Raw genomic sequence first — 12,712 nt, 5'->3', positions numbered from 1 at the left:
ATTTTCCGGGCCGGCCGTCCCTGCGCCTTTGCAGGTCCGGCCAGTATCCGGGAGGGGTTTTCCTTCGTGACACCTACTTTTCTGCACTTTCAAAGCGCTTTCTAGAGGAAAAAGCTGGAAAGAAATGCGTTTCTTCACGTATTCTTCAGAAATGTCGCCTTCAAGCTGGAACAGGGAAGTTTCGCCGCCGCCGTCGTCCGCGCCGACGGCGGAACTGGACGTCATTGCGCTGGGCCGCCGCGTCCGGCACCTGCGCAAGCAGGCCGGCCTGACGCTCGATGACCTGAGTGCCGCCGTCGGAACCGCACCGAGCCAGCTGAGCCTCATCGAGAACGGCAAGCGGGAACCCAAGCTGGGGCTGCTGCAGCACCTGGCCGGTGCGCTCGGCGTCGGCATTGACCAGCTGCTGGGAGCCGAGCCGCCAAGCCGCCGGGCGGGCCTGGAAATTGAGCTCGAACGCTACCAGCGCGGACCGCTCTACGAATCCCTGAACCTGCCCAAAATCCGCATCAGCTCACGGTTGCCGATGGATGTTTTGGAGGCCCAGGTGGGGCTGCTGCAGGAGCTCGAACGGAAGATGAACGAGCAGGTGGCGACGCCGGAGGAAGCCCGCCGCGCGAACGGTGAACTGCGGGCCATGATGCGTGAACGGGGGAACTATTTTCCGGAATACGAGGCCGAGGCTCAGAAGGTGCTCAAGCAGGTGGGTTACACCACCGGTCCCTTGAGCCAGCACGTCATCGCGGACATCGCGGAGCACCTCGGATTCACCCTCCACCACGTGGGCGATTTGCCGCATTCCACCCGTTCGGTGACCGATTTGAAGAACCGCAAAATTTACCTGACGCAGAGCGAACGGCAGGACCACGACCCCCGCTCCGTGCTCCTGCAGGCCCTGGGCCACTACGTCCTGGGCCACGAAACGCCCCGCAACTACGGCGATTTCCTGGCCCAGCGGGTGGCGACCAACTATTTCGCCGCGGCGCTCTTGCTGCCGGAGCAGGCAACCGTGGAATTTTTGCAAAAAGCCAAGGCCGCGAAGGAGATCGCGGTGGAGGACATCCGCGACGCGTTTGCCGTGTCCTACGAGACCGCGGCGCACCGTTTCACCAACCTGGCCACCAAGCACCTGGGCATCACCACCCATTTCCAGAAGACCCACCAGAGCGGGATCATATACAAGGCCTACGAGAACGACGGCGTGAACTTCCCGCAGGACCACACGGGCGCCATCGAGGGGCAGCCGTCGTGCAAAGCCTGGACGTCCCGCGCCGTGTTCGATGTGCCCGACAAGTTCAGCGCCTACAGCCAGTACACGGACACGCCGTCGGGCACGTACTGGTGCACCGCACGCACGGACCGGTCGGCCAGCGGGCAGTTCTCGCTGAGCATTGGAGTCCCGTACCAGCACGTGAAGTGGTTCCGCGGCCGGGAGACGACGGCCCGGGCAACGTCCAACTGCCCCGACCCGAACTGCTGCAAGCGCCCGCCGGCCGCGCTCACATCGGAGTGGGCGGGCAATGCTTGGCCTTCGGCCCGGGCGAACTCCCACCTGCTCGCGGCTATGCCCCCGGGCGCCTTCCCCGGCGTGGACGAGACCGAGGTGTACACGTTCCTGCAGGCCCACTCGGGGAGCTGACCGACCGCTCTCGCAGATCCTGCGGGTTCTCCCAGACGCTTACGCGCTCCTGGCGGAGGCCTGTTGACTGCTCCCGGTCCTCGTGCACGGCCACGCGATGGGGGAGAACTTTTCATTGAGCATCCCGTGATACAGCACGCCATGCAAAACCCGATGACATTCTTCCGTGCCGGACCAGCGGTCCGAGTCCTTCAGGAAGTGCATGTATTCAAACAGGACGGCACAGAAATAGGCAGCGAATTCGGGATCTCGATCTTCGAGTGACTGGACATGTTGAGCAACCAGTCTGGGATCCATTGCGCTCACTGGGGCGCCGGAAGACAGCTCTGCGTAGATCGGAAAGAACGCTTTCAGTGTCACCAGGACGGGGTTAGCGTCGGGCAGTATCCCGTACTCCTGGTGCCACGCCAGGAAGGCGAATAGTGAACCCAACTCCTGGTCACCCTGGAGCAGAGCAGGGGAAACTCGCTTGGGGTCGTATCGCACGGATTGGTGCCCACTCCGGGCGGTCCGTCTTGTCTGGCGGCGGCGTGATTTGTTGGCCAACATCGATCCTTACTGTGGATAGGGAGACAGGCAGATTGCCTTCCACCACGCTAAGAGCGGGGACACCGGGACTCCATGGGGTCGAATGCGTATGTGGAAAACGGGCCCACCAGTCCTGCAGCTGAAACCCGCGCCCACGGTCGGCGGACTATATTGGCCCTTGTCAGCCCACCACTCAGCCCACCAATCTGATCACGGGAGCGTGCACCCATGGCCAAGGAACTTGCCACCCAGCTCATCGAACAACTCCAGGCCGCCGGCGTCCAGCGGATCTACGGAATCGTCGGGGACAGCCTCAATCCGATCGTTGACGCCGTCCGCCAGACCGGCGGCTCAAAGCAGGGCGGCATTGACTGGATCCATGTCCGGCATGAGGAAGCCGCAGCCTTCGCCGCCGCGGCCGAGGCACAGCTGACCGGAAAGCTTGCCGTGTGCGCCGGCTCCTGCGGCCCCGGCAACCTGCACCTGATCAATGGCCTGTACGACGCCAACCGCTCCGGCGCGCCCGTTCTGGCCATCGCCTCGCATATTCCGAGCAAGCAGATCGGCAGCGGCTTCTTCCAGGAAACCCATCCGGACCGGATCTTCAACGAATGCTCCGTCTACTCGGAGCTCATCAGCACGGCGGAGCAGGGGCCGCGGGTGATGCACAGCGCCATCCAGCACGCCGTCGCTTTAGGAGGCGTCGCCGTCGTCACCCTGCCCGGCGACATCGCCGGGCTGGAGGCCACCGGCGAAACGCCGCTGCCCGCGAAGTTCCGGCCCGCCACGCTCACGCCGGCACCTGAAAGTATCCAGGAACTCGCCGATGCCATCAACGCGGCGGACAAGGTTGCCATTTTCGCCGGAGCCGGCACGCAGGGAGCCCATGACGAGGTCGTTGCGCTCGCGGAACTGATCGGTGCGCCGATCGGCCACACCCTGCGCGGCAAGGACTTCCTGCAGTACGACAACCCCTTCGACATCGGAATGACCGGGCTGCTGGGCTACGGTGCCGCGGCGGAAGGGATCGAGGACGCAGACCTGCTGCTGCTCCTCGGCACCGACTTCCCTTACGATCAGTTCCTGCCCGGCACCCGCACCGCCCAGGTGGACCGTGCAGCCCACAGGCTGGGCAGGCGGACCGACGTCGACATAGCCGTCCACGGCGACGTGCTGCCCACCCTCTCCGCGTTGATGCCGCTGCTCGCCCAGAAGAAGAGCCGCCGCTTCCTCAACCAGATGCTCAAGAAGCACGACAAGCTGATGAACAAGGCCGTGGGCGCCTACACCCGCAAGGTGGAAAAGAAGCAGCCGATCCACCCGGAATACGCGGCGTCCCTGCTGGACCAGGTGGCGGCCGAAGACGCCGTTTTCACCGCAGACACGGGCATGTGCAATGTGTGGACCGCCCGCTACATCAACCCGCTGGGCACCCGCAGGCTGATCGGCTCATATCTGCACGGCTCCATGGCCAATGCGCTGCCGCACGCGATCGGCGCGCAGCTGGCATACCCCGGACGCCAGGTCATTTCGGTGTCGGGCGACGGCGGCCTGTCCATGCTGCTCGGCGAGCTCATCACCGTTGCCGCGCACCGGCTGCCGGTCAACGTGGTGGTTTTCAACAACTCCACCCTGGGCATGGTGAAACTGGAGATGCTGGTGGACGGCCTGCCGGACTTCGGCGTGGACGTGCCCGACGCCGACTATTCCGCCGTGGCCCGCGCGCTCGGCTTCCATGCCGTCCGGGTTATAGATCCCGCGCGGATCGAGGACGCCTACCGCGAGGCCTTCGCCCATCCCGGGCCCTCGCTGGTGGAGCTCATCACGGATCCCAAGGCACTGTCGATTCCGCCAAAGATCACCGGCTCGCAGGTGCTTGGGTTCGCCACCGCCATGTCGAAGGTGGTCCTCAACCGTGGCGCCGGCGAGGCCGTCAGCATGGCGCGCAGCAACCTCCGGAACATTCCGCGGCGGTAGCGGGCGGTAGGTCCCCCGGGCGTAGGTGCCCAGGACGGCCGGAGGGCCGTGCCGCCGTCGTCGCCTCCCGCCGTCGTACGCGTTCGACGGCGGGTGGTACAGACGGTGGTTACCGCCCCCGGCGCTCGGCCGCGAGCAGTTCCGCCGTCCGTTCGATGAGGTCGTAGGGGAGCGGCTTGCCGAGCGAAAACTTGAGCGTGCCCTTTGCGGCCCGGAACGGCGCGATGTCAGCCCGGAAGTCGTCGTCGCCCGCCGGTACCGGATACACCGAAACATGGTGCGCCCAGCCCGCGAAATAGAAATTGCGCGATGTACTCGTCAACGCTGTCGAAATGCCGGGCCATGCCGCTCCTCCACGATCCGCCGGGATGCCTCGAGGATACGCCCGCGACTGAGAGAGCGTTGCCGAAAACGTTGCAGGAAGTGAGGGAGCGTCGGAGGGGTGAGACCGAACCGACGGCAAAACGTGACCGGCCAGGCATCGTTACTGTCAGACCTCGCTGGTTGACTGTGGACGTAAGGGTGTTCTCCGGATGAGCCGAGGACTGCAATGAACAGGATTCGAATGGCCAAAATGGTGGCGGCCTCGGCCGCGGTGGCGCTCGCGACGGCGTGTTCGGCGCCGGTGCCGGAAATGCTGAAGGCCGACGGCGTGGAGCGCGTTGTGGTGGACGGCCCGGCTTACGCCGCCGAGTTCCGCGCGTTCCGGGACTCCGCCTTCGGCCTGGGCGAGGCACTGCTGGCCGACGGCGGTGACGGTGCGGGCGGCAACGTGGTGTCCTCGCCCGGAAGCACGCTGGTTGCTCTTGCGATGCTTCGCGCCGGCGCATCCGGGGAAACGGCTGCAGAGCTGGATGCTGTGCTGGGTCTTCCAGTGGACAGGCGTGATGAGGCCATGAATGCACTGCTCGCGTCACTGGCGAAGTTCGACGGCGATCCGGGCGCGGTGGACGAAGACAACCCGCCGCGGAAGCCCGTAATGCATGCCGCCAACGGAATGTTCGTGGACAAGGGCGTGCCAACGGGGGGATCATTCCTCGCCACGCTTACCAGGCACTACGGAACCGGCGTTTATCCGGTGGACTTCAGTGACGAGGGCGCAACCAAGCCCGCGATCGATGCCTGGGTGGACAGGAACACCGGCGGCCGGATCAAGGAAGCCCCGGCGAAGTACGACCCCCGGAACACGTTTAGCCTGCTCAACTCCGTGTACTTCGCGGCGGCCTGGGAGACCCCGTTCGACCCAAGCTCCACGTCCGATGAGCCCTTCACCCTCGTCGGTGGCGACCAGATCGACGTCCCGGCCATGCATAACCTGCTGGAAATTAAGTAGGCGGAAGGCCGCGGTTGGCGGGGCGTGGACCTGCCCTACGCCGAGGGCTTCGTGATGCGGCTGGTCCTGCCGGAGGCCGGGACGGATGCCTCGCCCGGGACGGCACAACTCGGGGAAATCGCGGATACCCTGGACGCCGCGCCGGTGCAGACGGTGCAGATTCAGCTGCCCCGCTGGGACCACAAATCCAGCTTCGACCTCCGCCGGGTCCTGGAAGCCCACGGACTGCAGAAGACCCTCACCACCACCGAGGACTTCAACGCCATCCAGCCGAGAATGACCGTCACGCAGGCCGCGCAGGCAGCCAACATCACGGTGGCCGAGAAGGGGACCGTGGCTGCCGCGGTAACCCAGATCAACGGCAGGGTGACCAGCGCGCCGCCCCGGCCCGAGCACACCATCCAATTCGACCGGCCGTTCCACTACCAGATCGTGCACGTTGACACCGGCCTGCCGCTCTTCATGGGGACGGTGGCAGACCCCCGCTCCTGACGGTGTTGGCGCAGGCCACTCGCGGGCTTAGCGCGGGCCGCCCTGCCAGAGCGCGTCGAACGGCGCACCGGAGGCCACCCGGTTGCGGATGCCCGCGGTCACGAATTCCTTCGCCCTCCGCGCTGCCTCCAGTGGCGTAGCTCCCTTGGCCAGTTCGGCCGTCACCGCCGCGGCGAGTGAGCAGCCGGCGCCGGAGACGGCCACCTCGCCCACCTTCGGGGCGCTCAGGACCTCGAGGGTTTCGCCGTCGTAGAAGACGTCGACGGCGTCGGGCCCGGACAGGCGAACGCCACCCTTGGCCAGGACTGCGGCTCCACTCAGTTCGTGGATGCGGACCGCGGCGGCCTTGAGGGATTCGACGTCGGTGATCTCGAGGCCGGACAGGGACTCGGCCTCGAAGTGGGTGGGCGTGACGAACGTGGCCAGCGGCAGGATCTGTGCCTTCAGCGCCTGGTCAGTGTCCAGCGCCTGGCCCGGTTCCTGGCCTTTGCAGATCAGCACCGGGTCCAGCACCACATTGGCGAACGCCCCTGAGGACAGCGCGCCGGCCACCGTCGAAATGGTGGCCGGGCTGCCCAGCATGCCGATCTTCACGGTGTCCAGTACGGAAGGTGCGCCGGAAGCGGCACCGTAGGCCGCCGTCGTTGCTTCCAGCTGGTGCGCGATGACTTCCTGGTCCACGGGCACGAAGCGGTGGTTCCATTCATTGTTCGGGTCGAACGACACGATGCACGTGAGGTTGGCAATGCCGAAGACGCCCAGTTCCTGGAATGTCTTCAGGTCGGCCTGGGCGCCGGCGCCGCCGGTCGCCTCCGAACCGGCGATGGTCAGGACGACGGCGGGAGCGGCCGTGGTGCCGGATGCGGCGTCGGACACGGTTTCGGACGCCAAGGCGGTGGAGTCAAACGCGGTAGAAGTCATGCACTTATCCTGCCATCGCCGGACGAAGCCAGCATTGTGCTCATGAACAGTATGACCAAAACGCACGGGGGTCTCCCTGGCAGGCCATAGGGTGGCGGGCGGCGTTGCTTTCTTTCCGCGCCAAGTCCAGGAAGGTTCACTGATGAGCACCCAACTGTCAGAAGCAGCACAAACCCGCCGGGCGGTCGGCAACATCCTCAAAGGCTCCGCCGGCAACCTCGTGGAGTGGTACGACCTCTACGTGTATACAGTCTTCGCGGCGTACTTCCAGGCACACTTCTTCAATTCCAAGGACGAGCTGCAGGCCGGGCTCGAGGCGATGGCGGTCTTCTCGACGTCGTTCCTCATGCGCCCGATCGGCAGCTGGTTCTTCGGGCGGTACGCCGACCGCAACGGGCGCAAGGCTGCCCTGACGCTCAGCGTGACCCTGATGTCCGCGGGCTCCTTCGCTATCGCCATCCTCCCGACGCAGGACGTCATCGGCATCTGGGCCCTTGTCCTGCTGATCCTTATCCGTGTTCTGCAGGGCTTCTCCGTGGGCGGCGAATACGGCACGAGCGCCACGTACATGTCCGAAGCTGCCACCTCCAGGCGCCGCGGCTTCTTCTCCAGCTTCCAGTACGTGACGCTCGTGGGCGGCCAGATGCTGGCATTGCTGGTTCTCGTGGTCCTGCAGAACTCCCTGGGCGACGGCCTTTTGAAGGAATGGGGCTGGCGCATCCCGTTCGCCATTGGCGGCGTTGCAGCGCTGGTAGTCCTGTGGCTGCGGCGCTCCATGGAGGAGACGGTTTCCGAGGAGCAGGTCCAGGCGGCCAAGGCTCCTGCCACATCCGGCGAAGCCCAGCCCGGCACCCTGAAGCTGCTGTTCACGCAGCACTGGAAGCCGCTGCTGATCTGCATCGGCGTGACCCTGGGCGGCACCGTGGCCTTCTACACGTACACCAACTTCATCCTGAAGTTCATGAACGATACGTCCGGCATCGCCAAGACCGACACATCCGTGATCAACTTCTGGGCGCTGTTCATCTTCATGCTGCTCCAGCCCGTCTACGGCATCATCTCGGACAAGGTGGGCCGCAAGCCGCTGCTCCTCTGGTTCGGCATCACCGGCGTCCTGTTCACCTGGCCGCTGCTCTCCGCGCTGGCCGGCACCAAGGACCCGTTCACGGCGTTCCTGCTGATGATGGGCGGTCTGCTGATCGTGGGCGGCTACACGTCCATCAACGCCCTCGTGAAGGCCGAGCTCTTCCCCGCCTCCATCCGCGCGCTCGGCGTCGGCCTGGGCTACGCAATCGCCAACTCGCTGTTCGGCGGCACTGTTCCGCTGATCGGCGCCGCCCTGCAGAAGGCCGACCAGGTGGACCTCTTCTTCACTTATGTCACCGTCGCGATCGGCGTGTCGCTGCTGGTCTACATCTTCGCGCTGAAGAACAAGAAGACCACGCACCTGGACCGCGAGCAGGGCCACGCATGGTCCGGCGCGGCTGCGTCGGGCGTCCCGGCGGGCGCCGCGCGCAAGGATGATGACGACGACTTCGTCAATGCCTGACCTCCAAACACGAATATGGCAATAAAGCACGACGGCGGGTGGCCGGCACCGCGGTGACCTTTGGGTCCCCGGGGCGGCAGCCCGCCGTCGTCCGTTCCCGGGCTTTGCCGTACGCGAGTCCACCATCCGCGGTGACGGCAATGATGGGAGAATGGAGGCCGGTTTCGGCGGCCAGCCGGCGGGACCCGTCCAGTGCTAATACAGCCGGCTGCCGCTTCGCCTTCCGCGGGGCGCAGGCAGCCTGGCGAACCACTACGAAATGGAACACCATGGCCACCGCCCAGTCCTCCCTGCCGACATCCGCGCCGAAATTCGCCTCGGTAGGGTCCCCGTACTTCGGCATCATGCTTGCGGTCATGGCCGTGGTGCTGATCCTGTCCAACATCGGGGCCTCCAAGGGCGTGGTGCTGGGCCCCATCGTCACGGACGGCGGCTTTTTCCTGTTCCCGCTGGCGTACATCCTGGGCGACGTCATCAGTGAGGTCTACGGCTTCAAGGTGGCGCGGAAGGCCATCGTCACCACGTTCGTGCTGTCCGTGTTCGCTTCACTTTGCTACTGGGTGATCATTGCGCTGCCCGGGTTCGACGACGACTTCGGCACCGCCAAGCAGGCCGCGCTCGAAGGCGCCATCGGCCCGGTGCCGCAGATCGTGCTGGCCTCGCTCCTTGCGTTCTTCGCCGGGCAGACGATCAACTCGTGGATCCTGGTCCGGATGAAGGCCCGGACCGGAGAAAAATCGCTGTGGGCGCGGATCATGGGCTCGTCCGTGGCGGGGGAATTCGTGGACACGCTGATCTTCTGCAGCATCGCGGCCCCGGTGATCGGCATCAGCGACTTCGGCATGTTCGTGAACTACGTGCTGGTGGGCTTCCTCTACAAGACCCTCGTGGAGTTCCTCTTCGTTCCCGTGACAACTCTGGCCATCGGCTGGGTCAAGAAGCGCGAACCGAGCTACGCGTAGTCCCGCGGGGTGTACTTGGCCGGTCGCCGGCTGCAGCCGTTTCGACGGAACCGTGTACATTTGACGTTTTGCAGCGTCTAGCCGGCAGGGAACCGTCGAAACGGCCCGGACTGGTCCAGCGCCCGCAGCAACCGGTACTTGAACTCCTGCTCCCGGAAGAGGTCTTTCCACTCGATCCGGATGAAAGACCAGCCCTGCTCCATGAGCGCCTTTTCTCGTCGGCGCTCCTGAAACACGACCTCGTTTGTGGGCCGGTAATCGAAGTACTTTGTCTTGCCGTCGAACTCCAGAGCCACCCTTTGTTCAGGCCATGCAAAGTCCAGACGGTGTTCGCCGAAGGGTGTCCGTACAACGAATTGGAGTTCGGGCGGCGGGATCCTGAGTCGATGAATGAGTTCCCGGGTCAGGCTCTCACCGGCAGATTCGGAGCGGGCGTCCACCAACTCCAGCGCCCGGCGCAATGCCATGACGCCGTTGCGCCCCGTCAACGCGGTGCAGTAGTCCCGCAGCAGGTGCAGGTCGGCCCCCAGACGGGCGGCGTGGTCCACCAGAATCAGGGATTGGCGCACGTTAAACATCAGGCAGCAGTCCACTACAGTCCGCTCTAGCGAGGTGCACGGGAGGTCATCCACAAAGGTCACCTCACGGCTGCCCAGACGCCCGGTATGGGCCACCACGTCGCGCCCGTGCGAAACACCCGACGGACACCCAGCTTGTGTCAGATGGACCTTATCATCGACTCCCCACAGGCGGAGGCTCTGCAGGCTGGCACCTGAGGTGTGGCTATAGACGAAACCACCGGCCGACGTCGTGCGTGTGCCGTGGGCATGGGCATAAATAAGCTGCCGGCGGCGTGCAGAGCGATTCAGGTCCGTCCACCATTGGCCGCGTGCATAGCAGCCACGGCGCACCCGGATCAGCGTTCCGTCCCTAACCAGCCTCATGAGTGCCCGGGAGTTCAGCCCGCGCTGGAGGAGTTGCTCGGTGCGCCAAAGGTTCTCCCTTGCGGGCAGCCCGGCTAAAGGTTGGCTCATGTTTCCACCTTGGCCGCTCTGGAAGCGGAGGCCCAGAGACCCTCACCCCTATGTGGAAACAGCCCGTTTCGACGGTTCCGTGCCCGCAAGACGTCCGGCAACGTCTAGTGGGCGCGGAACCGTCGAATTGGCGGGCCGGGGAGCCTAGGAGTAGTACCGGCCCAGGGTCTCGGCCTTGAACTCGAAGAAGTCGCCGGAGTCGATCGCCAGCCGGGCGTCATCCACCATCTTCACCACGAAGCGCTCGTTGTGGATGGAGATCAGCGTGGCGGAGAGCATTTCCTTGGCCTTGAACAGGTGGTGGATGTAGGCGCGGGAGTAGTTCAGGCACGCGTAGCAGTCGCAGCCGTCCTGCAGCGGGCCGAAGTCGCGCTTGTACTTGGCGCCGGAGAGATTGAACCGGCCGTCGGGAGTGTAGAACGCGGAGTTCCGGGCCACGCGGGTGGGGGAGACGCAGTCAAAGGTGTCCGCGCCGTTCTCGATGGCCGTGAAGATGTCGTCCGGCTCCGAGATGCCCAGCAGGTGCCGCGGCTTGTTCTCGGGCAGTTCCTCGTTGCACCAGCGCACGATGGTGCCCAGGTTCTCCTTCTCGAGGGCGCCGCCGATCCCGTATCCGTCGAACGCCATGGCACCGAGGTCCCGGCAGGCCTTGCGGCGCAGGTCCTCGTACTGGGCGCCCTGGATCACGCCGAACAGGGCCTGGTACGGCTTGCCGGCCCGCTCGGCCGTGAGCCGGAAGTGCTCCTCGAGGCAGCGGACAGCCCACAGCCGCGTGCGTTCCAGCGATTCCTCCTGGTATCCGCGCGAGTTCTGCAGCGTGGTGAGCTCGTCAAAGGCGAACATGATGTCCGCGCCGATCTGGTGCTGGACCTGCATGGAGATCTCGGGCGAGAAACGGTGGCGGTCCCCGTTGAGGTGGCTCTTGAACCACACGCCGTCGTCGTCCACGTGGGCCAGACGTTCCTTGCCGAAGGCAACGGCGTCGTCCGGGCCCGACTGGTCTACGGACTTCATGTCGATGACCTTCTTGAACCCCGAACCCAGGCTCATCACCTGGAAGCCGCCTGAATCGGTGAAGGTGGGCCCGGCCCAGTTCATGAACGCGCCGAGGCCGCCGGCTTCGTCCAGGATCTCGGGGCCGGGCTGCAGGTACAGGTGGTAGGCGTTGGCCAGCAGCGCCTGGGCGCCGAGCTCGGCCATGGACTCGGGAAGCACGGACTTGACCGTGGCCTTGGTCCCGACGGCGATGAAGGCCGGCGTCTGGATCTCGCCGTGCGGGGTGGTGATGGTGCCGGTCCGGCCCAGAAACCCGCCTCCGTTGGCGTCCTCCTGCTCCGGGGCAGGGCTGCATGTTTCCGTGAGGCGCTTGCCAACCCGGAAGGAGAACTCGGACTGCCGGCCGGCCGGCGTTGCGGCAGGCGCCGGTGCAGATGGGGAGGACGGTTCAGGATTGGCTGGCACTGTTCAAGTGTGCCAGCCAACAGCGGTGAACCTTCACTGGAGGGGTTCTGATGTGGGGTAGTTCTCAGAGCGCCAGTCGTCCCACAGGGAGCGGATCGTTTCCATGCTGTGCGCGCCGAGACCGTACAGCGAGAGGATCACCATCGAGCCGCCGTCGGGCCTTTTCTCGGGGATCACGGGCTGGTCGGCAACGATCAGCAGGCCGTCACCGTGCTCCGCGTAGCTGTGGACGGTGAGCCCCACCTGGTGGTTGGTCTTGTGCCAGACCCTGCCCGAGATCTCCTCGCCCGTGCCGAGGGTCAGCGAATACTCCTCGCCGGCGGCAGGGATGTCCTTGAGCCCCAGTTTCTCGATGGCGGAGCCGCCCGACCCGGGGACAGAGAAGTAGCAGGTGCGGCGCGTGCCGTGGGGGTGGCGTTCCAGCGCGAACCGGAGCTGCTGCAGGAAAATCAGCCAGCCCTGGGTGATGTCCTCGTCCCATGCGGCCCATTCCGAGTTGTGGTCCACGCCGGCGCGGGTGACGCAGACCTCGGTTCCGGTGGGCACCGGTTTGAGCTCGAAGACATCACCGTTGTTGACTGTCAGTTCGGTGTGGTCCGGCCCTTCAACCACGTTGTTGCTGAAGTAGATTTCATTGATTTCCGCCGCCAGCTCATCGGCTTCCCAGCCATGCCACTGCGCGACTTTCGAGGGTTCGCGCAGCATCGTCCAAACCTGCGGCGCGTCCGAATTGATCACAACGCTGAGATTGTTCGTCATGGCCTGAATCTACAACTTGGGGCGGAGCCCGGGCTAGAGGAATCTCCGGCCGAAAAC

The 12,712-nt window shown here is 65.2% G+C and carries 9 protein-coding genes and 1 pseudogene; 5 read left to right on the top strand and 5 right to left on the bottom strand.

Annotation, left to right across the window (positions count from 1 at the left end):
• The first annotated feature begins 124 nt into the window (after nt 1-124).
• Both R5O87_RS10355 and R5O87_RS10350 read left to right on the top strand, forming a co-directional pair.
• Nucleotides 125-1,639: a helix-turn-helix domain-containing protein gene (locus R5O87_RS10355; RefSeq protein ID WP_410555227.1), complete on the top strand. Its 1,515-nt coding sequence runs from the start codon at nt 125-127 to the stop codon at nt 1,637-1,639.
• A gap of 756 nt (nt 1,640-2,395) precedes the next feature.
• The gene (locus tag R5O87_RS10350; protein ID WP_410555226.1) at nt 2,396-4,144 is read left to right on the top strand and encodes a pyruvate dehydrogenase; all 1,749 of its coding nucleotides are present in this window, start codon (nt 2,396-2,398) and stop codon (nt 4,142-4,144) included.
• 109 nt (nt 4,145-4,253) lie between these two features.
• On the opposite strand, the gene R5O87_RS10345 is transcribed toward R5O87_RS10350, so the two are convergent.
• Nucleotides 4,254-4,466, bottom strand: a complete 213-nt coding sequence (locus tag R5O87_RS10345) for a hypothetical protein (RefSeq protein WP_462836422.1) — start codon at nt 4,464-4,466, stop codon at nt 4,254-4,256.
• A gap of 228 nt (nt 4,467-4,694) precedes the next feature.
• Here R5O87_RS10345 and R5O87_RS10340 point away from each other — a divergent pair.
• Nucleotides 4,695-5,969 (top strand): annotated as a pseudogene (locus tag R5O87_RS10340) (serpin family protein).
• A gap of 27 nt (nt 5,970-5,996) precedes the next feature.
• Here the strand turns inward: R5O87_RS10340 and R5O87_RS10335 are convergent.
• Nucleotides 5,997-6,890, bottom strand: a complete 894-nt coding sequence (locus tag R5O87_RS10335) for a hydroxymethylpyrimidine/phosphomethylpyrimidine kinase (RefSeq protein ID WP_410555224.1) — start codon at nt 6,888-6,890, stop codon at nt 5,997-5,999.
• 142 nt (nt 6,891-7,032) lie between these two features.
• On the opposite strand from R5O87_RS10335, the gene R5O87_RS10330 reads away from it, so the two are divergent.
• Nucleotides 7,033-8,439, top strand: coding sequence for an MFS transporter (locus R5O87_RS10330; RefSeq protein ID WP_410555223.1), 1,407 nt, complete (start codon nt 7,033-7,035; stop codon nt 8,437-8,439).
• Between the two features lie 269 nt (nt 8,440-8,708).
• Entirely contained in the window at nt 8,709-9,401 is a 693-nt protein-coding gene (locus tag R5O87_RS10325; protein ID WP_410555222.1) for a queuosine precursor transporter, read from the top strand.
• Nucleotides 9,402-9,478: 77 nt separating this feature from the next.
• Here R5O87_RS10325 and R5O87_RS10320 read toward each other — a convergent pair whose 3' ends face one another.
• The 3 genes from R5O87_RS10320 to R5O87_RS10310 form a co-directional block, all read right to left on the bottom strand.
• A complete protein-coding gene (locus R5O87_RS10320) occupies nt 9,479-10,435 on the bottom strand; it encodes a type IV toxin-antitoxin system AbiEi family antitoxin domain-containing protein (RefSeq protein ID WP_410555221.1) in 957 nt (318 codons plus the stop codon).
• Between the two features lie 144 nt (nt 10,436-10,579).
• Complete coding sequence (gene tgt / locus R5O87_RS10315) at nt 10,580-11,896, bottom strand: tRNA guanosine(34) transglycosylase Tgt (protein WP_410555220.1); 1,317 nt, start codon at nt 11,894-11,896, stop codon at nt 10,580-10,582.
• 33 nt (nt 11,897-11,929) lie between these two features.
• A complete protein-coding gene (locus tag R5O87_RS10310) occupies nt 11,930-12,655 on the bottom strand; it encodes an SRPBCC family protein (RefSeq protein ID WP_410555219.1) in 726 nt (241 codons plus the stop codon).
• Nucleotides 12,656-12,712: the final 57 nt, after the last annotated feature.

The organism is Arthrobacter globiformis (assembly GCF_046536215.2).
Lineage (GTDB): Bacteria > Actinomycetota > Actinomycetes > Actinomycetales > Micrococcaceae > Arthrobacter > Arthrobacter globiformis_E.
Note: the sequence above shows the minus strand (reverse complement) of the source record. Positions and strands in the feature narration are given on the sequence as shown.